Annotated in this window: 20 protein-coding genes and 1 tRNA gene; 7 read left to right on the forward strand and 14 right to left on the reverse strand. The window is 65.5% G+C overall.

What is annotated here, in order from left to right; all coding sequences use genetic code 11:
• Nucleotides 1-211: 211 nt before the first annotated feature.
• Complete coding sequence (locus tag C8J43_RS15990) at nucleotides 212-2,125, forward strand: NPCBM/NEW2 domain-containing protein (RefSeq protein WP_060524158.1); 1,914 nt, start codon at nucleotides 212-214, stop codon at nucleotides 2,123-2,125.
• Between the two features lie 107 nt (nucleotides 2,126-2,232).
• Here the strand turns inward: C8J43_RS15990 and C8J43_RS15995 are convergent, their stop codons facing one another.
• The 4 genes from C8J43_RS15995 to C8J43_RS16010 form a co-directional block, all read right to left on the reverse strand.
• The gene (locus C8J43_RS15995; RefSeq protein ID WP_060524159.1) at nucleotides 2,233-2,988 is read right to left on the reverse strand and encodes a FadR/GntR family transcriptional regulator; all 756 of its coding nucleotides are present in this window, start codon (nucleotides 2,986-2,988) and stop codon (nucleotides 2,233-2,235) included.
• Between the two features lie 157 nt (nucleotides 2,989-3,145).
• A complete protein-coding gene (xylA, locus tag C8J43_RS16000; protein ID WP_121903487.1) occupies nucleotides 3,146-4,456 on the reverse strand; it encodes a xylose isomerase in 1,311 nt (436 codons plus the stop codon).
• A complete protein-coding gene (gene xylB, locus C8J43_RS16005; protein ID WP_133031731.1) occupies nucleotides 4,453-5,913 on the reverse strand; it encodes a xylulokinase in 1,461 nt (486 codons plus the stop codon). The genes xylA and xylB overlap by 4 nt, the downstream gene beginning before the upstream one ends.
• A 4-nt stretch (nucleotides 5,914-5,917) precedes the next feature.
• Nucleotides 5,918-7,012 (reverse strand): glycoside hydrolase family 43 protein, encoded by a 1,095-nt coding sequence (locus C8J43_RS16010; RefSeq protein ID WP_133031732.1) that lies wholly within the window; start codon nucleotides 7,010-7,012, stop codon nucleotides 5,918-5,920.
• 229 nt (nucleotides 7,013-7,241) lie between these two features.
• Here C8J43_RS16010 and C8J43_RS16015 point away from each other — a divergent pair, with 229 nt between their 5' ends.
• The 3 genes from C8J43_RS16015 (at nucleotide 7,242) to C8J43_RS16025 (ending at nucleotide 12,105) form a co-directional block, all read left to right on the forward strand.
• The gene (locus C8J43_RS16015) at nucleotides 7,242-8,327 is read left to right on the forward strand and encodes a LacI family DNA-binding transcriptional regulator (RefSeq protein WP_133031733.1); all 1,086 of its coding nucleotides are present in this window, start codon (nucleotides 7,242-7,244) and stop codon (nucleotides 8,325-8,327) included.
• Nucleotides 8,328-8,615: 288 nt separating this feature from the next.
• Nucleotides 8,616-10,040, forward strand: coding sequence for a sugar porter family MFS transporter (locus tag C8J43_RS16020; protein ID WP_056047701.1), 1,425 nt, complete (start codon nucleotides 8,616-8,618; stop codon nucleotides 10,038-10,040).
• A 283-nt stretch (nucleotides 10,041-10,323) separates the two neighbouring features.
• A complete protein-coding gene (locus tag C8J43_RS16025) occupies nucleotides 10,324-12,105 on the forward strand; it encodes a sensor domain-containing phosphodiesterase (RefSeq protein WP_133031734.1) in 1,782 nt (593 codons plus the stop codon).
• A gap of 7 nt (nucleotides 12,106-12,112) precedes the next feature.
• On the opposite strand, the gene C8J43_RS16030 is transcribed toward C8J43_RS16025, so the two are convergent.
• The 3 genes from C8J43_RS16030 to C8J43_RS16040 are packed head-to-tail and all read right to left on the reverse strand — an operon-like array spanning nucleotide 12,113 to nucleotide 15,252.
• Complete coding sequence (locus tag C8J43_RS16030) at nucleotides 12,113-12,829, reverse strand: phytanoyl-CoA dioxygenase family protein (protein WP_133031735.1); 717 nt, start codon at nucleotides 12,827-12,829, stop codon at nucleotides 12,113-12,115.
• 37 nt (nucleotides 12,830-12,866) lie between these two features.
• On the reverse strand, nucleotides 12,867-14,603 hold the full coding sequence (locus C8J43_RS16035) for a flotillin domain-containing protein (RefSeq protein WP_243645609.1): 1,737 nt from the start codon (nucleotides 14,601-14,603) through the stop codon (nucleotides 12,867-12,869).
• A 28-nt stretch (nucleotides 14,604-14,631) separates the two neighbouring features.
• Nucleotides 14,632-15,252: an OB-fold-containig protein gene (locus C8J43_RS16040; RefSeq protein ID WP_133031736.1), complete on the reverse strand. Its 621-nt coding sequence runs from the start codon at nucleotides 15,250-15,252 to the stop codon at nucleotides 14,632-14,634.
• A 988-nt stretch (nucleotides 15,253-16,240) separates the two neighbouring features.
• Between C8J43_RS16040 and C8J43_RS16045 the strand changes: the two genes are divergently transcribed.
• Entirely contained in the window at nucleotides 16,241-17,428 is a 1,188-nt protein-coding gene (locus tag C8J43_RS16045) for an MFS transporter (RefSeq protein WP_243645610.1), read from the forward strand.
• Nucleotides 17,429-17,687: 259 nt separating this feature from the next.
• Here the strand turns inward: C8J43_RS16045 and C8J43_RS16050 are convergent.
• Nucleotides 17,688-17,763 (reverse strand) — tRNA-Ala (locus tag C8J43_RS16050).
• Between the two features lie 236 nt (nucleotides 17,764-17,999).
• On the opposite strand from C8J43_RS16050, the gene C8J43_RS16055 reads away from it, so the two are divergent.
• On the forward strand, nucleotides 18,000-19,223 hold the full coding sequence (locus C8J43_RS16055) for a DUF2171 domain-containing protein (protein WP_133031738.1): 1,224 nt from the start codon (nucleotides 18,000-18,002) through the stop codon (nucleotides 19,221-19,223).
• A 141-nt stretch (nucleotides 19,224-19,364) separates the two neighbouring features.
• The gene (locus C8J43_RS16060; protein ID WP_133031739.1) at nucleotides 19,365-20,354 is read left to right on the forward strand and encodes an NADP-dependent oxidoreductase; all 990 of its coding nucleotides are present in this window, start codon (nucleotides 19,365-19,367) and stop codon (nucleotides 20,352-20,354) included.
• A gap of 183 nt (nucleotides 20,355-20,537) precedes the next feature.
• Here C8J43_RS16060 and C8J43_RS16065 read toward each other — a convergent pair whose 3' ends face one another.
• The 6 genes from C8J43_RS16065 to C8J43_RS16090 are packed head-to-tail and all read right to left on the reverse strand — an operon-like array spanning nucleotide 20,538 to nucleotide 25,674.
• Nucleotides 20,538-21,506, reverse strand: coding sequence for a magnesium and cobalt transport protein CorA (locus C8J43_RS16065; protein ID WP_133031740.1), 969 nt, complete (start codon nucleotides 21,504-21,506; stop codon nucleotides 20,538-20,540).
• 39 nt (nucleotides 21,507-21,545) lie between these two features.
• A complete protein-coding gene (locus C8J43_RS16070) occupies nucleotides 21,546-22,340 on the reverse strand; it encodes a MetQ/NlpA family ABC transporter substrate-binding protein (protein ID WP_133031741.1) in 795 nt (264 codons plus the stop codon).
• 22 nt (nucleotides 22,341-22,362) lie between these two features.
• Complete coding sequence (locus C8J43_RS16075; RefSeq protein WP_060524190.1) at nucleotides 22,363-23,025, reverse strand: methionine ABC transporter permease; 663 nt, start codon at nucleotides 23,023-23,025, stop codon at nucleotides 22,363-22,365.
• On the reverse strand, nucleotides 23,022-23,756 hold the full coding sequence (locus C8J43_RS16080; protein WP_133031742.1) for an ATP-binding cassette domain-containing protein: 735 nt from the start codon (nucleotides 23,754-23,756) through the stop codon (nucleotides 23,022-23,024). Before C8J43_RS16080 ends, C8J43_RS16075 begins: the two co-directional genes overlap by 4 nt.
• A complete protein-coding gene (locus C8J43_RS16085) occupies nucleotides 23,753-24,769 on the reverse strand; it encodes an LLM class flavin-dependent oxidoreductase (protein ID WP_133031743.1) in 1,017 nt (338 codons plus the stop codon). Before C8J43_RS16085 ends, C8J43_RS16080 begins: the two co-directional genes overlap by 4 nt.
• Complete coding sequence (locus tag C8J43_RS16090; RefSeq protein ID WP_133031744.1) at nucleotides 24,769-25,674, reverse strand: alpha-L-glutamate ligase; 906 nt, start codon at nucleotides 25,672-25,674, stop codon at nucleotides 24,769-24,771. The genes C8J43_RS16085 and C8J43_RS16090 overlap by 1 nt, the downstream gene beginning before the upstream one ends.
• Nucleotides 25,675-25,778: the final 104 nt, after the last annotated feature.

A 25,778-nucleotide genomic window follows, 5' to 3' on the forward strand; every position in this document is an offset into this window, starting at 1 on the left:
TGACCTTAAGCCGGGCGGCAGCGCAATGGCTACGACATTTCGTAGGTTCGACTTGGAAGTTGAGATTTTCTACTGGCGAGCGGAATATCGAATACTATCCTGCTGCGTTGACAGCGCCGCTATATAGCCTGACAAGATCCCGCATAATCAGGGGATACGCTCGCTGACGCGCAGGTCGTGCGTGACGATCGGCACGGATGAGGATCACACAATGCGCGCTACTCGCCGACACGGGATAACGGCTGCTCTGACGGTTTTGCTGTCGACCGCTGGAGCGCAGGTCGCGGCGGCGCAGGCCGATCCGCTGACGCCGACCGGCCGCTGGAGCGCGAACCAGCGCGGCGATGCCGCGCTGCCGCCGATGGGCTGGAGTTCGTGGAATGCGTTCGCCACCGACATCACCGAGGACAAGATCCTCGCATCGGCGCGGGTGATTGCGGACACGGGACTGGCGGCCAAGGGCTATCGCTATATCAATATCGACGATGGCTGGTGGCTGAAGCGTCGCCTGTCGGATAGCCGGATGATGATCCGATCGGCGAATTTCCCGTCCTCGGTGATCGCGGGCAAGGACCCGAGTTTCCGGCCGTTCACCGACAAGCTTCACGCGATGGGGTTCAAGGCGGGGATCTACAGCGACATCGGGCGCAATTCCTGTGGTCAGGTCTTCAGCTCGACGATGCCCAACCAGCCCGAAGGCAGCGTGATGGAGCGCGAGATCGGCCTGTACGGCCATGTCGATCAGGATATCCGGCTGTATTTCAAGGACTGGGGGTTCGACTTCATCAAGGTCGATGCGTGCGGTATCCGCGGTTTGCCGGCGAGCAATCCCGCCGTGAAAGCCGGCAAGTACCGCGCGTTCGTGCCACTGATCGACGCGGACTCGCTAGCGCGCACCGACATCCCCGCGGTGCGCGGGCTCTACACCCAAGTCGCCGACGCGCTGGCGAAGTATAACGACGCGAACGACTATCTGTTCTCGCTGTGCCTGTGGGGATCGGCCGATGTCCGCGCCTGGGGCAAGAATGTTGGCGGGATATCACGGACCAGCGAGGACATCTCGCCGCATTGGGGGCGGATGCTGCACAATCTCGACACCGTGTCGCGGCGCGCGCTGTATGCGCATCCCGGATCGTGGAACGACCCGGACATGCTGTTCGTGGGCAGCGGCGATTTCGACGAACGGCATATGACCGAAGCGAAATCGCATTTCGCGCTGTGGGCGATCGAGAACGCGCCGCTGTTCATCGGCTACGATTTGCGCAAGGCGTCGCCCGCCTTGCTCGACCTGATCGGCAACGCACGGATCATCGCGGTCAATCAGGATCGCGCGGGCAACCAGGCGACGCTGGCGTTCGATACCGACGAGGTGCAGATCTTCGTCAAGACGCTGGCCAACGGCGACAAGGCGGTGGCGGTGTTCAATCGCGGCAGCGGCGCGGCGGACGTCGTCCTGACCGCCGATCATCTCGCGTATCGCGATACCGCCGATGTCGAACTGACCGATCTGTGGACCGGCGCGCACAGCAAATTCCGCAAGCAGCAGAGCCTGAAGCTGGCCCCGCGTGAGACGCTGATCTTCACCGCGAAGGGCGATCGGCAGTTGCGCGATGGCGTTTTCCTGTCCGAGCAACCGGGCAGCGTCAATCCGGCGGTCGACGGGGTGGAAACGCCGCAACCCGATCCGCTGGTGCACCGTGCACCGTTGGCGTGGCAGGGTACGCGAGGAGCGGGGGACTTCCCGCGCTATGGCGGCTGGGGTGGCGCGCGCGTCGATCGCACGCCGTACGACCAGCCGCTGGGGGTGGCGGGGGAGGCACTGCCGCACAGTCTCGGCGTGCTCGCCAATTCGCGGCTGGAGGTACGCAACACCGGCTATCGCACGCTGCGCACGCGTGTCGGGATCGACGATTCGACGACCGACCGTGCGCGGGCGGTGACCTTCCTGGTGTACGGCGATGGGCGGCTATTGGCGCAGTCGCGGGCCGCGCGGGGCGGCGAGGCGGCGCAGGAGCTGTCGGCGAACGTCGCTGGGGTGAAGATCATCGAACTGGTCGCACGCAGTCCGGGTGCTGGCGGCGCGCAAATCTCGGTCGATTGGGGATCGGCGGCTCTCACGCCCTGACTTTTGGTTTTGCGGTGCCGTGGATGCCGGAACGAGCCCGGCATGACGAAGAAAAGGGCTGATCTGTCGGTCTCAAACGTGAATGGCAATCCGCCTTGGCACGTTGCTCAGCGCTCCATCGCGCTGCGCGTATCCTCCAGCGCCAGCGTGACGAGCGCGGTCATCGCCGCGCTGGCGCCTTCGGCATCCTCGGCGGCGATCGCGTCGAAGACCTTGACGTGATCGGGGATCGGATCGCGCGGCAGCGCGCGCAGGCGTTGCTTGTACTGCGTCGTCCAGTTGACCGCCGCACCGATCGACGCGCTGAGCACGACCATCGCGTCGTTCTGCGTCGCCTGCAATATCGTGTCGTGGAACGTACGGTCGGCCTGGCGGCCCTGCTCGGTCGCGAGCGAGAAGCGCTTCATCGCGGCAAGCGCGTCGCGCATGATCTTCAACTCGGCCTTGTTGCGCCGTGCCGCCGCCATCGCCGCGGCGGCGGGCTCGATCACCATCCGCATCTCGAACAGGCTGCGGACGAGTTGCGGATCGGGTTCGCCGGTAAACGCCCAGGCGAGCACGTCGGGATCGAGCAGGTTCCAGCGGTTGCGCGGCAAGACCCGCGTTCCGGCCTTGGGGCGACTCTCGACCAGCCCCTTGGCGGTCAGGACCTGGATCGCCTCGCGGTAGGCACCGCGCGACACGTTGAGTTCCTCGGCGAAGGCGATCTCGCCCGACAGCGTCTCACCCGGCGAGAACTCGCCCGACAGGATCGCCACACCGAGCTTGTTCGCCACCGCCCCGCGCAACCTGCGGCCCGACGATCGCAGCGGCAACGTCGCGTCTGAGATGGGCTCGGGTGTCGCGGAGAGGGGTTCGTCCATAACTTCGCATTATGCCTTTATCGTCGCATACGACACTATCAATTGCTCGGAGCAATCTGAACAGGTGTTTGACGCGCGCGGCGGTCGCTGTCGTCGACGCAAGGCAGCGACCCGGCGATACGGGTCCCTTGGTGGGACCGCATCGCCGGGCTGATGATCACATGAAGCGGTTCATCAGGTTCTCGATCCGCTCCTGCCGGCCCGAGCGCGGCTTCGGATCGATCGCGCGGTCGCCTGCCAGATCGGCGATCGTCGCGAGATCGCTGGTGCCGATCATCTTGCCGAGCTCACCGTTCCAGCCGGCGTAACGCTCGGTCTTGAACGCATCGAGACGGCCGTCCTCGATCAGCGCGGCGGCGTTGAGCAGGCCCTTGGCGACGACGTCGATCCCGCCGACATGACCGTAGAACAGGTCGATCGGGTCCATCGACTGGCGACGGACCTTGGCGTCGAAGTTGAAGCCGCCGGTCTTGAAGCCGCCGGCACGCAGGATCTCGACCATCGCGAGCGTGAGTTCCTCGACCGAGTTGGGAAACTGATCGGTGTCCCAGCCATTCTGCGGATCGCCGCGGTTGGCGTCGATCGAGCCGAAGATGTCGAGTGCGGCGGCGGTGGCGATCTCGTGCTCGAAGGTGTGGCCCGACAGCGTGGCGTGGTTCGCCTCGATGTTGACCTTCACTTCGTTCTCGAGGCCGTAGCGCTTGAGGAAACCGTACACGGTGGCGGTGTCGAAGTCGTACTGGTGCTTGGTCGGCTCGTGCGGCTTGGGTTCGATCAGGATCGTGCCCTTGAAGCCGATCTTGTGCTTGTGCTCGACCACCAGGTTGAGGAAGCGGCCGAAATTATCCAGCTCGCGCTTCATGTCGGTGTTGAGCAGCGTCTCATAGCCTTCGCGACCGCCCCACAGCACGTAGTTCTCGCCGCCGAGACGGTGCGTCGCCTCGAGCGCATCGCGAACCTGCATCGCGGCGAACGCGAACACCTCGGGGTCGGGATTGGTCGAGGCACCGGCGGCGTAGCGCGGGTGGCTGAACGCGTTGGCGGTGCCCCACAGGAGCTTGCGACCCGACGACGCCTGGAGCTTTTCGAGATGGTCGACGGCTTCGGCGAAGAATTTGCGATGCTCGGCGACCGAGTTCGCGTCGGCCATCACGTCGACGTCGTGGAAGCAGTAGAAGGGCACGTCGAGGCGCGTGAAGAAATCGAATGCCGCCTCGCGCTTTTCCGCCGCCGCCGCGCTGTCGTTGGCGCCGCGATGCCACGGGCGATCGAACGTGCCGCCGCCGAACACGTCGGAGCCGGGCCAGCAGAAGGTGTGCCAGAAGCACGCGGCAAAGCGCAGATGCTCTGCCATCGTCTTGCCGAGCACGACCCGGTCCTTGTCGTAGAAGCGGTAGGCGAGTTCGTTGGTCGTATCCGGGCCCTCGTACTTGATCGGGGCGATGTCGGCGAAGAAGTCGGCCATCAAAAATTCCTTGGCGAGTTTTTGGGGGTGATGCGGGAATAGGCGGCACGGAACGCGTCGCGCTTGGCGGCGAGCGTATCCGCGATGGCGGGATCGGGAACGATGGTGCGCGCGACGGGCGGCGCGACGCAGACCGAGGCCGGATCGCCGCCGTCGACCGCGAGCTGCGCGAGCCGGGCGGCACCGAGCGCCGGGCCGACCTCGCCGCCTTCGAGATAGACGAGTTCGACATCCATCGCCGCGGCGATGATCCGGCCCCAATAGCCCGAGCGCGCGCCGCCGCCGATCACCGACAGGCGATCGACCGTGGTGCCGGTCTCGCGCAGCACGTCGAGCCCGTCGGCCAGCGCGAAGGCGACGCCCTCCAGCACAGCCTGCGCGAGGCGGTTGCCGTCGGTGTCGTTGTCGAGCCCGAGGAACGCGCCGCGGACGTCGGCGTCGTTATGCGGCGTCCGCTCGCCCGAGAGATAGGGGAGGAACAGCTCGGGGCCGCCGGCGGGACCGACCGATTCGGCGCGCGCGAGCAGGTCGGCGACGCTCTGCGTGCCGGTAATCCGTGCCACCCAGTCGACGCACGAGGCAGCCGACAGGTGTACCGACATCTGATGCCACAGGCCGGGCAGCGCGTGGCAGAAGGTATGCGCCGCGCGCTCCGGGCTGGGCCGGAAGTCGTCGGTGGCGACGAAGATCACGCCCGACGTGCCGAGCGAGAGCAGCGCGTCGCCGTCACGGACGACGCCGACACCGACCGCGCCGGCGGCGTTGTCGCCGCCGCCGGCCGCGACCGGCACGCGCGGCATGCCCCAGGCCTCGGCGATGTCCGCCTGCAACTGGCCGGTGATCGCCGAGCCTTCGAACAGGCCGGGCATATTGGCGGTGGACAGGCCGCATGCCGACAGCAGCGTGTCGCTCCAGCGTCGCGCGCCGACGTCGAGCCACAAGGTGCCGGCGCTGTCCGACAGGTCCGACGCCTTGTCGCCGGTCATCTGCAGCCGGACGTAATCCTTGGGCAGCAGAACGGTCGCGATCTTCGCAAAGACGTCCGGCTCGTGATTGCGCAGCCACAGCAGCTTGGGGGCGGTGAAGCCCGGCATCGCGATGTTGCCGGAGATCGCGCGCAGTTCGGGGACCGCAGCCTCCAGTTCGGCGCACTCCGCGGCGCAGCGACCGTCGTTCCACAGGATCGCGGGGCGCAGCGGCCGATCGTCCGCACCCAGCACGGTCGCGCCGTGCATCTGCCCGGCGAGACCGACGCCGCGGACCGAGCGCCGGACGCTGGCGTCGATCGCCAGCACCGCCGCATTGGTCGCGCGCCACCACGCATCGGGATCCTGTTCGGACCAGAGCGGGTGCGGCCGCTGGACGGTGAGCGCGGCGGTGCCCTGGCCGACGACCGCGCCGGCCTCGTCGAGCACCACCGCCTTTACGCCGGACGTGCCGATATCGATTCCGAGAAACATGCGACTACTTCTTGAACGGATCGATGGTGACGATCGAGCCGTCGGGATTGAAGGTGAGCTCGGTCATCTTCGCCGATCGCAGATGGTTGCGGTTCGACAATTGCGTGTCGTGGTAGACCAGCTGCCACGTGTTGCCGACCTTCAGGATCGAATGATGCGTCGTCCAGCCCTGTACCGGCAGCAGGATCTTGCCCTGGTAACGGAACGGGCCAAGCGGGCTGGTGCCGGTCGCATAGGCGATGAAGTGCGTGTCGCCGGTCGAATAGGTGAAATAGTATTTGCCGCCGCGCTTGAACATCCACGAGGCTTCGAAGAACCGCCGGTCGTGATCGCCGCCGAGCAACGGCTTGCCGGCTTCGTCGAGGATCGCGACGTCGCGTGGTGGCGCCGCGAACTGCTTCATGTCGGCCGTCAGCTTGGCGACCTTGGGCATCAGCGCGGGCTTGCCGTCCTGCTTCAGGTCGGTGTCGCCTGCGTTCGGATCGAACCTGCCGGTCGCCCAGCGCTGCAACTGGCCACCCCAGATGCCGCCGAAATACATGTAGCTCGCGCCGTCGGTATCGGTGAACACCGCCGGATCGATCGAATAGCTGCCCTTGATCGGCATCGGCTCGGCCTTGAACGGACCGACCGGCGACTTCGACGTCGCGACGCCGATCCGGAAGACGCCCTTGGCGTCGCGCGCGGGGATGTAGAGGTAATAGGTGCCGTTCTTGTACGCGGCATCCGGCGCCCAGCTCTGCTTCGACGCCCAGGGGATGTTCTTCACGTCGATCGCGACCGGATGGACCGTTACCGGTCCGCCGACCCTGTCCATGCTGAGGACACGGTAGTCGTGCATCGCGTACTGATTGCCGAGATCGTCGTCGGGAATGCCCGCGTCGACGTCGTGGCTGGGATAGATGTAGATCTTGCCGCCGAAGACATGCGCGGAAGGGTCGGCGGCGTAGATTTCGCGCGTCAGCGGTTGCGCGAGATACTGTTTGCCGTCCGGGCTGACCGTCGATCCGGTCTTGGGCGGCGTCGATTGCGCGCCGGAGATCGTCGCGGTGAGCGCGATGGCGGCTAGGGCCACGCCGGGGAACAGACTGTAGCGCATTGCGGATCGGTCCTCTCTCTGTACCGCCTGCTCTCTATGAAGCCTGTCGGTGAATATCGATACCGCTACCATATGCCCGGTATCGCCATTGGGCAAGCGTTCAGGCCGTACGGCGTAGAATTCATTCCCGAGTTTCGGCGATCTCCCTCGGCGCTCGTATTTACGGTACGCTTGGGCGAATCTTGCCGCACCGGTTGCGGTCCCCGATCGTTGCGCTAACACCCCTGTCATGACAGTTCATTCGCCAGCGCCAACTCGCTCCTCGCGCCGCGGAGGCTCGACTCCCACCATCAGCGACGTGGCGGCGCGCGCCGGGGTTTCCCCGATGACCGTCTCGCGTGTGATCAACGGCGAGACCAACGTACGGCCCAAGACGCGCGAGACGGTGAATGCGGCGATCGCAGCGCTGAACTACGCCCCCAATCCCGCGGCACGCAGCCTGGCCGGGGCAGGGCAGACGCGGATCGGTCTGTTGTACAGCAATCCGAGCGCGGGCTTCTTGAGCGAATTCTTGCTCGGCAGTCTCGAACAGGCGAGTCGCCGCGACGTCCAGATCGTCGTCGAGAAGTGCGAACTGGGCGATCACGAGCTCGAGGTGACGCGACACCTGATCGAGGGCGGGATCGACGGCATCATCTTGCCGCCGCCGTTGTGCGAAGCGGCCGGCGTCCTCGACCTGCTTGCCAAGGCCGGCATCCCGGCGATCGCGGTGGCGACTGCGATGCCATCCGCGGACCAGCTGGCGATCGGCATCGACGATCGCGAGGCGGCGTCGATGATGACGCAGCACATCATGGACCTCGGCCATCGGCGGATCGGCTTCATAACCGGCGATCCCAACCTGTCGGCCAGTGCCCAGCGCTATGCGGGCTATACCGTCGCGCTCGAACAGGCGGGTTTGCCGTTCGACCCGAGCCTGGTCGCCGACGGCCTGTTCACCTACCGATCGGGGCTCGACGCCGCGGAGCAACTGCTCGCGCTCGAAAATCCACCCACCGCGATCTTCGCGTCGAACGACGACATGGCAGCGGCAACGGTAGCGATCGCGCATCGCCGCGGCATCGACGTGCCGGGCGACCTGACGGTCTGCGGATTCGACGACACGACGCTGTCGACCGCGATCTGGCCCGAACTCACGACCATCCACCAGCCGATCGCGGATATGGCGCGTGCAGCGGTCGATCTTCTGGTCACCGCGATCCGGCAGTCGGGCAGCGGCGCGAAGATCGAACGCCACCAGACGCTCGATTTCACCCTGATCCGGCGGCAGTCCGACGCCGCGCCGCGCCGGAGGCCGCGCGAGAGCCGCACTTGACGCGCGCACCAGACTTGATAGCGATACCATAGAGACGCGGATCGGCCGATCGATACCAGCGCCATTGTTGAGGATTGGGTGTGATCGAACCGACGCTAGATCCTCGCAAGGACCGGCACCAAGCCGGTGGACGCGGCTGTCGATCCGCCGCGCCACTGTCGGCGCGATCGCCCGCATGATCGGCGTTTCCAGAACGTCTGGACGACTGTCCACATGGTGAGACCGCGTCCGCACACCATCACGCAACATGCACAAATCAGCCGATAATAACGGCATTTAGGAGGGGCTATGTCGGAGAGTATCAGAGGATCGGGCGGATCGGCGGTGAACTACGGTTTCATCACCGCGATCGTCGCCGTCGCCACCATCGGCGGGTTCATGTTCGGCTATGATTCGGGCGTGATCAACGGCACGCAGAAGGGGCTCGAAGCGGCCTTCGCGCTTGGACGGCTCGGGATTGGCGTCAATGTCGGCGCGATTCTGGTCGGGTCCGCGATCGGTGCATTCGGCGCCGGGCGGTTGTCGGATGCGATCGGTCGCCGCAGCGTCATGATGCTGTCGGCGGTACTGTTCCTCGTGTCGGCGCTAGTCGCGGGCGCGGCAGGCTCGTCGGCGATCTTCATTCTGGCCCGGATCATCGGCGGTCTCGGCGTTGGCGCCGCCAGCGTCACCTCGCCGGTCTACATCTCCGAAGTCACGCCGGCGGCGATCCGCGGGCGCCTGTCGAGCGTCCAGCAGGTCATGATCATCTCGGGCCTGACCGGCGCGTTCGTCGCGAATTTCGCGGTCGCGCGCTATGCCGGTGGCTCGACCGCCGAATTCTGGCTTCATCAGTCGGCGTGGCGCTGGATGTTCTGGTTCCAGGCGATCCCGGCTCTGGTCTATCTGATCGCACTGACGGTCATCCCGGAAAGCCCGCGCTTCCTGGTCGCCAAGGGGCGTGACGAGCAGGCGCGGACCGTCCTGACCCGGCTGTTCGGCCGTGAGGAGGCCGATCGCAAGGTGATCGAAATCCGCAATTCGCTCGCCAAGGACCACCACAAGCCCAAGCTGTCCGATCTGCTCGACAAGACCACCGGCAAGGTCCGTCCGATCCTGTGGGCGGGCATCGGTCTCGCGATCTTCCAGCAGTTCGTCGGCATCAACGTCGTGTTCTATTACGGCGCGGTGCTGTGGGAGGCGGTGGGCTTCACCGAGGACAACGCGCTCCAGATCAACATCCTGTCGGGCGTCCTGTCGATCGCGGCGTGCCTGTTCACGATCGCGACCGTCGACAAGATCGGTCGCAAGCCGCTGCTGCTGGTCGGATCGGCCGGCATGGCGGTCACGCTGGCGATCGTCGCCTATGCGTTTTCGACCGCGGTCACCGACGCGGCGGGCGCGGTCAGCCTGCCGGGCCATAACGGCCTAATCGCGCTGATCTCGGCCAACCTCTACGTCATCTTCTTCAACGCGAGCTGGGGCCCGGTGATGTGGGTGATGCTCGGCGAGATGTTCCCGCAGCAGATCCGTGGTTCGGGGCTGGCGGTCGCCGGCTTCGCGCAGTGGATCGCCAATGCCGCGATTTCGGTGAGCTTCCCGGCGCTGGCGGTCTCGCCGGGGCTGAGCGTCACCTATTTCGGCTACGCGTTCTTCGCAGCGGCGTCGTTCTTCTTCGTGAAGGCGATGGTCAACGAGACGCGCGGACGCGAACTCGAAGACATGCAGGGGTGATCCTCGCGGGAGGGCCTCGGCCCTCCCGTTGTTTCTGGATATAACGATGATCGGTCGAGGCGCATCTGCTCGATCGGCGCTTATCCCTTTGCTAAAGAGCGCCAAATACGTCGCTCTAGTACGCGGCCTTGGTGTGGCGCGGTGGCGCTGCGCGACACCGGAATATGAGCCGGTAGCCACACGGTTCGGCGGCGGATTTCCCTAATTTTTCAATGTCGTCACGTTTGACGTAGGTGAAACCGTTAACGATTGTAATTTATCAGCTATCCCGAAAGGGAAGCCCGTGCGTGACTATCTAGAGAAGGCTCGGCTTGACGCTTTGCACCAGCTCAAGCTGCTCGATACGCCGTCGAGCGAGAGCTTTGATCGTATCACGCGCATGGCCAGCCAGATCTTCGGCCTGCCGGTAGCGGCCATTTCGCTGACCGATCGCGATCGACAGTGGTTCAAGTCGCGGGTCGGGATTTCTCACGACTCGATTACCCGCAGAAAAGCGCCGTGTTCGCAGGTCGCCGAATCGACGAGCCCGCTGGTCATCGAGGACCTGCAGGCGGACTGTTTTTACGCCGAAAGCCCGTTGGGCCTTGCCGGCACCCGGTTCTACGCGGGTGCACCGCTCGTCACCAGCGAAGGCTATGGTCTTGGCTCGCTCTGCGTGCTCGGCACCGAGCCGCGGCAGGTGTCCGCCGCCGAAATGGCCGCATTGACCGACCTCGCGGCGATGGTCATGGCGCAGATCGAGTTGCAGCATGCGTTCGGCCGGATCGATCCGATCAGCGGTATGCCCAACCGCAATCAGTTCCGCGAGGACCTCCTAGATCTGACGCGCGACCATAGCGGCGAGCACCGGCTCGTCGTCGTCGTCGATTTGGGCCGGGACGACCAGATCAACCGGATCTTGCGCGTGATGGGCGGAGCGCGGGTCGACGCGTTGATCCGGGAGGCCGCGCTGTCGCTGCAACAGCGGCTCGATTCCTCCCGCGTCGCCTATCACGTCGGCCCGGCGCAATTCGCCTTTCTAGGGCCACCCGACGCGGATCAGAATGCGTACATGGCGGTCCTGGCGTCGGGCTTCGCGGCGATCCGGGCGTCCTCGTCGGTCCGGTTCGTCACCAACGTCGCGATCGGCGTTCGCGCGTTCACGCTGGGTGACGCGGCGGCCGACGACGTGTTGCGCGCGGCGGCCAGCGCGGCGCAGGATGCCCGGCAGGTGGATGGTGCGATCGCGCTGTATTCGCCGGCCAGCGACATCGCGCATCGCCGTCAATATACGCTTTTGCAGGATTTCGGGACCGCGCTCGAAGCCGGCGATCAGCTTCGGCTGATGTTTCAACCGCGTGTCGAACTGGCGACGCGGCGCTGCATCGGCGTCGAGGCATTGCTGCGATGGCGGCACCCGGTGCTCGGTGAAATATCGCCCGCCGAATTCATCCCGATCATCGAACACACGTCGCTGGCCCGACCGACCACGCAGTGGGTGCTGGACGCGGCGATGGATCAGCTCGTCGGCTGGAACGAGGCCGGCATAGGCGTTGCGGTTTCCGTCAATATCTCGGCTGCCAACCTCGAAGAGACGGACCTGATCGAACGCATCCAGCTGGGGATGCTGCGGCGTCAGCTGCGCCCCGATCAACTCGAGATCGAACTCACCGAGAGCGCGATCATGGATCACCCCGAGCAGGCGCTGGCGATGCTCGCAGAACTGGCGACGGCGGGCATTTGCCTCGCGATCGACGACTTCGGCACGGGGCATAGCAGTCTCGCCTATCTGCAGAGGCTGCCGGCGCAGGTCGTCAAGATCGATCAGGCGTTCGTGCGCAACCTCCGTGCGACTAGCGGCGCGGACTTCGTGCTCGTCGAGACGATGGTCGGCCTGGCCCAGAAGCTTGGCTACCGCGTCGTCGCCGAGGGCGTCGAAAGCGAGGACGCGGCCAACGTCCTCGCGCATATCGGTTGCGAAGAGGCGCAGGGCTTCCTGTTCGGGCGACCGATGGACGCGTCGAACTTCGTACGGTGGCTGTCGAGTTCGGATACGGGGAACGCGCCGATCACCAGCGCCGCCTGAGTTGCGGCTACTGTCGCCGGTCCGTCGGCGCAGGGCGATAAATAGGGTTTGTCGGCGGCGCCTCTAGCCCTTGCCATCGAAGCGGAGGGGGCAGGTCTTCGGCTGCGTAGTCGATCTGGAGCACGCGTCGGCGACGGGGTGGATCGGCGGCGCGCGAGCCGTGGACGATCGGTGTCGCGTAGAGCCAGACATCGCCGCGGTTCGCGCGGCACAGGCGTTCGCCGCGCTCCTCGACGACATGCGCGATGCTCGCTTCCGGCAGGCGGCCCAGCCGGTGAGATCCGGGCACAATGCGAAGCGGGGCATTCGTGGCGTCGACGGGGTCGAGGTGGACGCGGATCGTGACCATCCGCTCCAGCAATGCGAAGGGCGGTTCGACCTGGACGAGTCCGGCCTTCACCGTCCAGGGGCCGAACCCGTCGACGGCACCACGCCGCTGGACGACGATGGTGCGATCCTGATGCCAGCCGAGCGCCCAGTTCCGAACCGCGGTCTTGTCGAACAGCACGGCTCGGACGGGGCGTGCGTCGGGCCCCAGCACAGATCCCGCGATGCGGCCAATGGGACCGTCCACCGCGAGCATGCCGCGCAGGGCGGGGGCGGACCCGATCCGCACGCCGGGGACGTCGCGGGGTAGGTCTGCCACGGCCTGTTCGATCGAAAGGCATGCGGCAGGATCCAAGGCTCCCGGAAAGATCTGCGCGCCATCGTCTTCGACGCGCAGATCGGTTTCTACGGGTTGGGCCTAGGGATTCACCACGTCAGGCCGGTGGGTTGCCCGACCCGCCATTGAGAGCAGCGGGATGTTTGTGGGCATCGGTGGATGAGCTTCGCGCAGGCGCCGCGTCAGCGCCGCTGCCGGCGAGCATGCCGTTCAATGAACTGCCGGTCATGCCGAGTTCGGCCATCAGCCCATCGATGAGCGGACCGCCGACGCGGTAGCGCATCGCTGCGGCGACTGCGGCATCGGCGAGATTCCCCTGACCGCCGCCGGATGCGCCATCGCTGCCGCCGTCACCGTGTAGCCCCCTGGCATCGAGAATGCTGATCTTGTCGATATTCTCCATCGGCTTGCTGGCCGCGGCGATGATCGCGGGCAGCGCTTCCAGCATCGCGCGGCGGATCAGCAACGCGGTTTGCGCGTCGCTCAGCAGGTTGGTCGCCTCGTTGAGCGATGCCTGACCTGCCGCGTCGACCTTGAATGCTGCCTCGCGCCCTTCCGCCCGGGCCTTTTCGGCGTCGGCTTCGGCAGTCGCCTCGGTGCGCAGGGCACTGGCGCGGGCTTCGGCTGCTTCCTTCTCGGCGGTTGCGGCGACGGTGATGCCGACGGCCTCTTCCTGCGCACGCTGGGTGGCGGCGATCACCGCGACGTTCTTGTTGCGGTTGGCGATCTCGGTCGCCTTGGCCGTGGCGACGCTTTCCTCGGCGCGGACGGCGAGCGCGCGAGCCTCATTGGCGGCGGCAGTCGCGGTCGACTCCTCCTCGGACTTCTGCGCGGTCTGCACCGCCGTCGTGATGCGCGCGATTTCGATCGTGCGGTCGCGCTCGATCGTCGCGGTCTGGATCGCACCATCGCGCGCGATCGTCGCGGTCTGGATGACCTTGTCGGCCTCGGTCTGCGCAACGGTCTGCGCCTGGCTAGCGGTGATGCGAGCGATTTCGGCGAGGCGGGTCTGCTCGGCCTCGGCGGTGGCGATCGCGGTCGCCTGTTCCGCACGGCGAGCGGAGAGCGTCTGCTCCTGCGTCAGGCGCGCCTGCTCGGCGGCCTGTGCGATCTCGAGCGACTGGTTGTTCGCGTCGAGGTTACGCTGCTCGATCTCGACGCGGTTGGTCGCGACGATGTCGTTGCGGATCTTCTTGCGCTCCTCGATCGTCCGCGTGAGCACGGTCAGCCCCTCGGCATCGAACGCGTTGTTCTCGTTGAAATGCTCGAACGCGGTCTGGTCGAAATGCGTGATGCTCACGGACTCGAGCTGGAAGCCGTTCATGTCCAGATCGGTCATCAGCGCCTCTTGCACCTTCTGGATGAAGTCGGCGCGGTTGGCGTGGAGGTGCTCCATCGTCATCGTCGCGGCGACCGAGCGCAGCGCCGACACCAGCTTGCCGTCGAGCAGCGACTTTACCGCGTCGGGGCTGTTGACCGAATCGCCGAGCGTCTGTGCGGCGGCGGCGATCGATTCCGCGTCTGGCTTCACCTTGATATGGAACAGCCCGACGACGTCCACGCGCAGCTTGTCGAGCGTGATCAGCGCATCCTTGTTGAGACGCGACACCTCCAGCTTCACGGTGGTCAGGCGGACCTGCATCAGTTCGTGGAGCACGGGGATGACCATGATGCCACCGTTGAGGACGACTTTCTCGCCGCCGAAGCCGGTGCGGATCAGCGCCACGTCCTTGGTCGCCCGGCGGTACAGCCGGGTCAGGATGATGCCGATCACGACGAGCGCGAAGAGCACGATACCGGCGTAAGTCAGGACGTTGATTAGTTGTGCGGGCATGAAACCCTCCCCCGGATTATGATTAGGATCAGATCGACTGCAGGAGCGCGTTGGCGTCGGGCAGCGCGTAGAAGAGTTTGCCGTCGCGGCGGACGATCAGCACGGTTTCGCCGGCGGCGATCGCGTCGGTGTCGTCATGCGGCTCGACCATGATGAAATGCGCCTGGCCGTGCTGGTCGACGATCTTCGCACGAGCCGGGCTACCTCGACGCGCGGTGCCTTCGAGGATCGTGCCGCGGCGGCGAAGGAAGTCGTCGGTCGAGATCACGCTGGTCTCGAAGCCGGGCATGATCCGGGCGAGGCCGTTGGCGGCCAACGTGTTGAGCAGGCTACCGACGATCAGCGCGCCGCCTGAGGCAAGGCCCCAGTGCAGCGGGCCGCCGGTCATCGCGGTCGCGCCTTGCTGGATGGCTATGCCGGCCAGCGTGAAGCAACCCAGCAGCGAGGTCAGCCAGATCAGGATCGGGAGTTCGTGGCCAAGCCCGAGCCAGTCGAGCACGCCGCCGCCATCGGCTTCGGCATGGACATCCGCGTGAAGATCGAGATGGCCGAGGCCAAGGCCGATCGCCTCGATCAGCCCGATCCCGATCATCACGACGAACGCGATCGCGAAAGGCGCGTAGGCGGGCGTCAGGAAGATCGCGAACATTGGCCGTAGTGCTGGTTCGGGTTCTGCATCGGCGAATGGGTAGCGGACAGACGATAACGCTTCGTTGCGAAACGCCGGTCGATCCGGTCTTTGCACGCCATGTGTCGATACTCCCCGAAGCGAGGCTAGCCCTGCGCCGAGGCATTCGCAACGCGGGTTGAGGGAAACCGGCCGGGTTTGGATTCATCCTCTGCACAGGATCTGCACGACAAGTGAACGGATCGCACACGGACCTCGCGATCGGTCGATCACAGAACTGCGGCAAAGCCGATCCTTGACGCCCTGTTCGTCACGCACCGGGTGAACTGGAATGACGGATCGGCGCGACTGGCGTCGATTGCCGCCGCCGCGTTCGGCGTGGTGCTGGTCGACGATCCAAGCGTTCTCGCCTGGGTTTTGTTTTGGACCGCGGTATCGCTTGCCGCACTCGTGCTACGCCAAGGGTTTGACGATGCGCGGCTTTGTCGCGCAGGCTTGCTGGCACGCGATGTCGGCCGTTATTGCGCCGTTGAAGGAATGCTGTGCGACTGTGCCTGGTCAACCAGCATCGAGAACTGCCCCCCGATGGCGTGCGCGCAATTGGGGTCGTCGCGCTGTCTTTGAGGGGCGGCGGTGATCCTTGCGCTGTTCGCAAGCGCCAATCCGCTGATCGGTCAGGCGTTTTCGCGGATTGTTCTCCGGATCCGTGGGCGGTGACGTGGCGCACGCTGTTTGCATTCTGCGTGGTGATCACGACCGCGGCAAGCTTGCAGCCAAGTCCGCCCGCCACGCGGGCGTCGCGTTTCGATGATTGCTCAATCGGTACGGAGTTGGAGTCAGGCGTGCTCTGCCCCCGCGGGCTTCGGTTCGTTCGACGGCGCTGGGGACCCTGCCGAAATTCCCGCGCTGACCGATCATATGAAGTCGCGCATGAAACATTGACGAGCGAGGCCCGACAGCATGAACTGCCGACATGGGAATAGTCGCGTTTAGGACGGGGTGGGGGTGGTTGCTGCTTGCGACGCTGACGATCTCGACGATTGGCGACGAGATTTCGCTGATCACCCTGATGTTTCGGACAGCGGGCGATAGAACCGCTTTTGCCGTGCCGATGCTGCTGGTCGCCCAGTTGCTGCCGGGTTTGCTCGTCACGCCGTACATCGGGCGCCTCGTCGATGCGCGCGATGCGGGCAAGCTGCTGGCTGGTGCGGCGCTGGCGGACGCGGTGGTCCTGTCCTGGATGGCGTATCATTCCGATCTGGTCTCGACGATGGTCGGTGCCGGCGTCCTCAGCATCCTGTTCGCGGTCGGGGGAACGGCGACCTTCGCACTGATCCCGGTGCTGGCTACCGGGCTGGGAATGACGTTGGCGCGTGCGAACGCGGTACTGGAGTTCGTGCGTAGCGCCGGGATGCTTGCCGGGCCAGTCGTTGGCGGCGCACTGGTGGCATGGGGCGGCGCGGGCAATGCGCTACTGTTCGATGCGGCGAGCTTCGCGTTGCTGGCTGTGGTCGTGCTGGGGAGCGGGTTGCGGCGGCCGGTCGAGGTCGATGTGGATGCCGATGCGGATGACCAAGCCCGGACGCTGTTCGCCGAGTATCTGCCGGTGCTGCGCGATCGGCGGATCGTGATCATGATCGGTGCCCTCGCATTGGGAGTCTTCGCCAGCGCGATTGCCGATGTCGCGTTCGTGTTCCTGGTCACCGTGTCGCTGGCGGCGGGTGCGATGGCGTTCGGGCTGCTCACCGCGTGTTGGGCGGGGGGAATGATGGCGGGCGCGGCGGCGGCCGGGGTTTGGCCGATGCTCCGCCCGGCCCCACTGGCCTTTGCGTCCGCCATCGTGATGGGCGCGATGATGCTGGCGATAGGCGTTGTCGGCGGGATTGCCGGCATGACGATGACCTCCGGGCTCGTCGTTGTGGGGATCGCCTTCGTGATCGGCGGTGCGGCGAACAGCGTGCACAACGTCGCGGTGCGGACGATGCTGCAGCGCGAGGCTCCTGCGGGCGCACACGGCAAGGTGGCCGCGATCTACAGCGCCGTGACGAGCAGCGCGGGTATTCTCGGATATATGGCCGGCGGGATGTTCATGCCGACAGGGGCGATCGACGCCTATCTGCTTGGTGGCGCGCTCGGCGTCGTCGCAGGAGGTGTCGGCTGGCTTTTGTTCACGGCGTCGAGGTCGAAGGATGCGTGATCATGTCCTGGGCCGGCAGAAAACGGACCCGTCGGTGCGGGCGTTGAATATCTCCAGCGTGCCCGGCGCCAGCCCCGCGTCCTGGTATGCCACATTCTCGATTTTATCCGAGATCGAACGTTTGTGGGGGTGATCGAGCGATCGTGGAGGACATCGATAAATCGATTATCGGCAGCTTTCCTGTGCGGTTACCGCGCATACCGCCCCAATGCTTCGGGCAATTGCAGGGGCACATGTCTAGTCATCATCGTGTTGCGCGTGGTGGAGCCACGGGGAATCGAACCCCGGACCTCTGCAGTGCGATTGCAGCGCTCTCCCATCTGAGCTACGGCCCCGCGCGATTGGCCATAGGCCAGGACCGATGGCTTAGCGGCTCGATTTCGCTGTTGCAACCGGGTTGGTGAAGCCCGTCGCCCTGCTTCTGGCCCGCCGTCGCAGCGGTGCGTCGTGTCGGCGTCAAGCGACGGCAAACGCAGGAACAATCGACGATCCTGGCGCTTGTAGACCTCGGAATGCACGACGCCGCATACGACGACGCCGGCAGCCGCAGGACAGCAATTAGGAGGCTCCTATGGTCTACGAACGCAATACCAGAGATCGTCAGTCGGGTGACTATTACGGTCGGCCGAACTCGCAGGATTACGGTCGCGATTTCCGCTCCGATGGTGGCGACTATGGTCGATCCAGTGCGCGCGATTATGCAGCAGCCGGTGAGTTCGATCGCGACAATGATCGCGGTGACCACGGGTATCGCGGGGGGTATCGCGGGCGCGACGACCAGGGCAGCCGTGACTATTATGGCGGCCACAACGATCGCCAGCAGCCATCGGGCGGTGATCGCTATGGTCAGTCGCGCTACGGGCAGGGGGCAGGCCAGTCCTACGGCCAGCAGGGCTATGGTCGCCAGGATTCCGGTCAGTCGCGTTATGGCCAGCGCAGCCAGGGTTCGGGCGATACCGACTATCATGGCAGCTATGCGTCGGACGGTCGTCGTTTCGAGGACGTAGGGCGCAACCGTCATGCGGACGACGACAACCGCACGTCGCGCGGCGGCAGCCGTAACGAGGGGCGTGACTATGGTCGCCAGCCGCAGGGCTATGACTATGACGATCGCGGGTTCATCGCGCGGGCAGGCGACGAGGTTCGCTCGTGGTTCGGCGACGATGAGGCCGAACGTCGCCGCGAAGCCGATGCGCGCTATGACGAGCGGTCTTATGGCGGCTCGGACAGTCGGTCGTTCGGCAATCGGTCGTCGAACCCGCATGACGATCACTATCATAGCTGGCGCAGCACGCAGATCGCGGCGCTGGACCGCGACTATGACGAGTATCGCCATGAAAACCGCTCCAAGTTCGAGACCGAGTTCTCGTCATGGCGCAATGAGCGGCAGGGCCAGCGCAGTTCGCTGTCGCAGGTCACCGAGCATATGGAAGTCGTTGGATCCGATGGCAGCCATGTCGGCACGGTCGACAAGGTGAAGGGCGACCGGATCCTGTTGACCAAGAACGACCGCGATGCGGGCGGCGTGCATCACTCGATCCCGTCGCGCTGGATCAAGACCGTCGATGGCAAGGTCACGCTGTCGAAGTCGGCCGACGAAGCCAAGTCGGCGTGGAAGGAAGAAGAGCGCAACTCGGCGATGTTCGAGTATGGCGATCGCACCGGCGGCGACAAGAAGGACGCTGGTACAACGGGGTATGCTTCGACCACGCAGGCCGGCAGCACTGCCGGCGCGACGTCGACCACGGGCACGACATCGGACACGCTCGGCAAGTCCGGGTCGACCACATACTAAGCGTTTGAAACCATTGGCTGACGTCGCGTGACGCCTTTCGAAACGAGCCCGGGCGATACCGTCCGGGCTTTTTTTGCGGGTTGCGCTGGACGTGCGTTTCGCCATACCCGGTTCACGAATATTCAAGACAGGAGCAAGTTTATGGCCCGTGCATGGAGCCTGAAGGCACGTCCGCAAGGCATGCCGAAGCATACCGACTTCGCCATGATCGATCTCGACCAGTCGACGCTCGGCGCCGGCGAGGTGCGCATCGCCAATCGCTGGCTGTCGGTCGACCCGTACATGCGCGGGCGGATGAACGACGTGAAGAGCTATGTCCCGCCGTTCGCGCTGGGCGAGGCGATGCAGGGCGGCGCGGTAGGCGAAGTGGTCGAGAGCAACGACGACGGCATCAAGGTCGGCGACATGGTGCTGCACATGGCCGGCTGGCGCGACGAAGCGGTGGTGCCGGCCGCGCAGGTGCAGAAGCTGCCCGCGCTCGACGTGCCTCCGCAGGCTTTTCTGGGTCAGCTCGGCATGCCGGGGATGACCGGGTATTTTGGGCTGCTTCAGGTTGCCGAGGCTAAGGCGGGCGATACGGTGTTCGTGTCGGCGGCGGCGGGTGCGGTCGGATCGACCGTCGTGCAGGTCGCCAAGGCCAAGGGCATGACGGTGATCGGGTCGGCCGGCGGCGCGGAGAAATGCGCGTGGGTGAAGTCGCTCGGCGCGGATGCGGTGATCGACTATAAGAGCGACGTGCCGGTGGTGAAGGCGCTCGGCGAGGCTGCTCCGAAAGGTATCGACGTGTATTTCGACAACGTCGGCGGCGAGCATCTCGACGCGGCGCTGGCACATGCACGGATGCACGCGCGGTTCGCGGTGTGCGGGATGATCGACGTCTACAACAGCGGTGCGGCGACGCAGCTGAAGTATCTCGCGCGGTTGATCGGTAACCGCGTGCAGATCCGCGGGTTCATCGTCAGCGACTACATGAATCGCGCCGAGGAGTTCTACAAGGACATGGGCGGGATGCTGGCGGCGGGGACACTGAAGCGGCAGGAGACCGTGCACGAGGGGCTCGAGACGATGCCGGATGCGTTTCTTGGGCTGTTCTCGGGTGGGAATACGGGGAAGATGCTCGTCAAGGTTTGAGCTAAGCTTCTGCCATTCCGGCGCCTACCCCCCCCCCCGGCGGAGGCCGGGGCCCAATTGGAAAGGTCGCAGTAACGGGGCGTATCGCCCGTCATTGGCGGCCCCCAATTGGGCCCCGGCCTTCGCCGGGGGGGGCGAGGTCTGACCGCTTGGCTGAGATGACGATAAGGTCGATCCGTGGGTCTACAGCCACTTCGCCTGCTTGAACTTCACGTACAGCGCGGCGCAGACGATCCCGATCACGCCCAGTACGACGAAATACCCGTATTCCGTCTTCAGCTCGGGCATGTTCTCGAAGTTCATGCCGTAGATCCCGGCGATCGCGGTTGGCACCGCGAGGATCGCGGCCCAGGCGGCGAGCTGGCGAGTGATCGCGCCGGTGCGTTGCTGTTCGAGCAGGTTGCTGAATTCGAACACCGACGTCAGCACTTCGCGCAGGCCCTCGACCATCGTCTGGACGCGGCGGACGTGGTCGAGCACGTCGCTGAAATACGGTTTCGCCTCGGTATCGATGCAGGGGAGGTCGAGGCGGACGATCTTGCCCGCAACCTCGCCCATCGGGCCTAGGATGCGCTGGAAGCGGATCATTTCGCGTCTCAGACCAAAGATACGGACAATTTCGTCGCGGCCCAGGAAGGCGTCGATCGTGCGTTGTTCCATCGCCAGCACCTCGTCCTCGATGCTTTCGACGATCGGGAGATAGCCGTCGACGACGTAGTCGAGGATAGCGTGGAGGACGTAGTCGACGCCGTTGATCAGCAAGGTTGGCGCGGCTTCGAGCTGTTCGCGTAACGCCTTGTGCGAGCGTGCCGAGCCGTGGCGGACGCTGATGATGTGGCTGTGGCCGACGAAGATCGCGGTTTCGCCGTATGCGATCTTGTCGTCCTCGAGCTGCGCGGTGCGCGCGACGACGAAGAGCTGGTCGCCATAGACGTCGACCTTGGGCAACTGGTCCGCCTTGATCGCGTCCTCCACGGCCAGCGGGTGGAGGTTATACTGTTCCTTCAGCGTCCGCATCTCGGCGTCGGTCGGGTCGCAGATGCCGATCCAGACGAACTCGGAGCGATCCGCGGGGCAATCGACCTTTTCGTCGATCGAGACCGCGCGGACGCGCTTGCCATGGCGATAGAGATACGCGGCGACGACCGTCATGGAGCCTCGGGAATTACGCGGACTGGGCTCGCGCCGGTATCAGAACGCCGGCAGCACCGCACGCCGATAATGCTGCTCGATGAAGGTCTTGGTGGCCGGGCTGCGCAACGCAGCGATCAGCTTCACGACCCGCGGGTCCTTCTCGCCACCGGGCAGGCCGACGACGAAATTGACGTAGGGGCTGTTCTTGTCCTCGATCGCGAGTGCATCGCGGACCGGGTTGAGCTTCGCGTCGAGCGCGTAGTTGGTGTTGATCAGCGCGAGATCGACCTCGCCGAGCGTGCGCGGCAGGGTGGCGCCCTCCAGCTCCTTGAACTGCAGGTTCTTGGGGTTGGTGGCGATGTCGTTGAGGCTCGACAGCGGATTGGTCGGGTTCTTGAGCGTGATGAGCCCGGCCTTCTGCAGAAGCAGCAGTGCGCGGCCGCCGTTGCTCGGCTCGTTCGGGATCGCGACGGTCGCGCCGTTCGGGATCTGCGCGATCGACTTCCACTTGCGCGAATAGGCGCCGAGCGGTTCGACGTGGACGCCGGCATAGGTCACGAGATGCGTGCCGCGCGAGGCGTTGAACTCGTCGAGATACGGCTTGGTCTCGAAATAGCTGACGTCGATCTGCTTCTGCTCGACCTGGAGGTTGGGCTGGACGTAGTCGTTGAAGACGCGGATCTGGAGGTCGACGCCTTCCTTGGCGAGCGTCGGCTTGATCGACTCGAGAATCTCGGCGTGCGGAACCGCGGTCGCGGCGACGGTCAGCGTCTTGCCGTCATTGGTCTTGGTACCACCGCAGGCGGCGAGCGCGAGCAGCGAGAACGAGGCGAGCAAAATGCGGCGGTTCATGCGAATTCCTAGCGGCGTTAAATCAGCGGCGGGTGAAGTGGCGGGCGAGCGCGTCGCCGGCATATTGGATGATCTGGACGAGCACGACCAGCAGCACGACGGTGACGACCATGACGTCGGTCTGGAAGCGCTGATAGCCGAAGCGGATCGCGAGATCGCCGAGGCCCCCTGCGCCGACCACGCCCGCCATCGCGGTAAACGAGACGAGCGCGACCGCGGTCACGGTGGCGCCGGCGATCAGTCCGGGCAGCGCCTCGGGGATCAGCGCGCCGGTGACGATCTGGCGCGTGGTGGCGCCCATCGCCTGCACCGCCTCGATCGTGGTGCGGTCGACTTCCTTGAGCGATCCTTCGACGAGCCGTGCGTAGAAGGGCGCGGCGCCGACGACGAGCGGGGGGATCGCACCGGCGACGCCCAGCGAGGTGCCGACCAGCATGACGGTGAGCGGAATCATCACGATCAGCAGGATGATGAAGGGAACCGAGCGAAGGACGTTGACGATGATCCCGAGCACGGCGTTGGCGACGCGGTTCTGCGACAGGCGGCCCCGGTCGGTGAGGTAGAGCAGGACGCCGAGCGGCAGGCCGAACGCGATCGTCAGGATCAGCGATCCGCCGAGCATGATCAGCGTGTCGAGGCACGCCTGGCCGATGTCCGACCAGTCGATGTTGGCGAAGAAGCTCATGCTGCCAGCGCCGCCAGCATGCGCTGCGTTGCCGGGTGGGCGGCGTTGGCGAAGATGTCGGTAACGTCTCCGGTCTCGACGATACGGCCGCGTTCGAGGACGGCGACGCGGTCGCAGACGTAGCGAACGACATCCATTTCGTGGGTGATGAGGACGATCGTCAGGCCGAGGTCTCGGTTGAGGTCGCGGAGGAGGGTGAGGACCGAGCGGGTGGTTTCGGGGTCTAGTGCGCTGGTGGCTTCGTCGCAGAGCAGGATGTCGGGATCGGTGGCGAGCGCGCGGGCGATCCCGACGCGCTGCTTCTGGCCGCCGGAGAGCTGTGCGGGATATTTGGTGGCGTGATCGGCGAGGCCTACGCGGTCGAGCAGTGCGGCGACTTTCGTCTCGCGTTCGGCCTTGGATACGCCCGCGAGCACCAGCGGGAACGCGACATTCGCCGCGACCGTGCGCGACGACAGCAGGCCGAAGTTCTGGAAGATCATGCCGATCCGGCGGCGCAGCGCGCGCAGGTCCGCCGCCGACAACGCGGCTACGTCGACGCCATCGACTTCGACCTTGCCCGAAGTCGGGCGTTCGAGCGCGTTGATAAGGCGGATCAGCGTCGACTTGCCTGCGCCGGACTGGCCGATGACGCCAAATACGCCGCGCGCCGGAATTTCCATCGACACGCCGTCTAGGGCCGCCGCCTCGCTTGCCGGGTAGGTTTTGATGACGTCGGTGAGGCGGATCATGCGGTGCCCATGACCTGCGCGGCGAACCGCTCCATTTCCTCGGCCTGCGGGCTCATCTGGAGCAGCAGCAGATCGAGACCGGCCGCCTCGTATTCCGCGACACGCTCCTTCAACTGTTCGGGCGTGCCGACCAGATTGGGGCGCAGGCCGCGGTTGGAAACGGAATATTCCTGGATCTTCAGTTCGCGTTCGAGCTGCGTGCCCGACAGCCACTGGTCGAAGTTCGCATAGCCGGCGGGGAGTTCGGTGACGCTGGTGATGCGCTCCAGCTCGCGCTTCGCCTCTGCCTCGCTGTCGCGGACGATCGCATAGGCGGCCATGCCGTATTGCATCGGCGCGCCGCCAGCTGCCTCGCGCCGGGTCGCCATGTCGGCGATCTTGGGGGCAATCGCCTCCGCCGGGTCGCCGTGCATGACGTACGCGTCGCACTGCGCGGCGATCATCGCCTTCGCCTTCTCGCTCTCGCCGCCGGCATAGACGGTCGGGCGCTTGGCGGGCTTGGGGGAGCAGATCGCCTGTTCGGTGGTGTAGAACTGGCCCGCGAAGTCGAACCGCTCCTGCGTCCAAAGTCCATCGACGACGGTCAACCACTCGGCGGTGCGCGCGTAGCGATCGTCGTGCTGGTCGAACTGGAGGCCGTATTGCTTGGCCTCGTCCGCCCACCAGGACGACACGACGTTCAGCGCAAGCCGTCCGCCCGAGATCCGGTCGATATTCGCCGCCGCCTTGGCGAACAGCGCGGGGTGGTGGAAGTTCGGGCGGACCGCGACCATCAGCTCGATGCTGTCGGTCACCGCCGCCAGCGCGGCCGCGGTCGACCACGCATCGAGCGCAGGCTGTTCGATGCCCTTGATATCGTTGAGGTTCAGCTCGGCGATCAGCGTCAGGTCATAGCCCCAGCGCTCGGCGTTCTGCGTCAGCGCCTTGGTGTACGCCCAGCTCGCCTCCATCCCCTCGTCGGGGACGTTGCGAAGCCAGCCGCCGAAGACGGGAGTCCAGTAACCATAGCGCATCAGCGGGCCTTCTCGATCTGTTCGATCAGGTAATCGACGAGGCGGTCGTGCGGATCCCAGCCGAGCACATCCAATGGCTTGGCGACGAAGTTCGACAGTGCGTTGATGTCGTAGAAGCGCGCGACGCCGTCGCGGTCGTCGATCATGACTTCCACGCCGCCGACGTCGAGATCGACCGCGCGGGCGATCGCTTCAGCCGCGTCCTTCAAGGTCTGCGAGGGCTCGACCGCGGCCATCTTGATGCCCGAGCCGGGGACGACGCAGGCGTCTGCGGGGCAGAGATCGAACGCGCCGCCGCCGGCGACTTCGATTGCGTAGAGGAATTTGCGGTCGAGCGTCTCGATCCGGGTGATCGCGCCGTCGCGGACGGGGACGTATTCCTGGACTAGCAGCACGCCGTCGACGCTGCTTGGGAGGCCGGCGTCGGCGACGGCGGTGCGGAGTTCGTCGAGGCTGTCGAAGCGGATGATGCCCGCGCCCGATCCGCCGATGTTCGCCTTCACGACCAGCGGGAAGCGGAGCGTCTGCGCGGCGGGGACAACGTCGGCGGCGCGGTGGACGACACGCGTTTCCGGGATTGCGAGGCCGAGCGAGGCGATCAGCGACAATTGGCGAGCCTTGGAGGCGTCGATCGCAAGGACGTCAGTGCCGTTGATCACGCGCGCTCCGGTGCGGCGCCAGTGATCGAGCATCGCCATCGTGTCGAAGATCGGATGCTCGTCGTTGCGTAGGAAGCTCGACATCGCGATGCGGTTGAAGACGACGGGGGCGGGGGCGCTCCGGTCGGCGGGGTTCCAGAAGCCGTCCGGCGTCACGCGCGAGAAGTCGACGCCGCGGCGGTCGAGGGCGGCGAACAGCGGTTCGAACCAGAGCGGGTGCTCGTAGAGAATGGCGAGATCGGTCATCGCTTCCCGGATACGCATTGCGCGCGGGCGTGCAAACCCAAGCAAAACTTTGCGGCGCGCAATATCGTGTCGCGGGGCCGCTGACAGGAGCGGGGCGAGGCGGT

This window comes from Sphingomonas sp. PP-CE-1G-424, from assembly GCF_004341085.1.
Taxonomy (GTDB): domain Bacteria; phylum Pseudomonadota; class Alphaproteobacteria; order Sphingomonadales; family Sphingomonadaceae; genus Sphingomonas.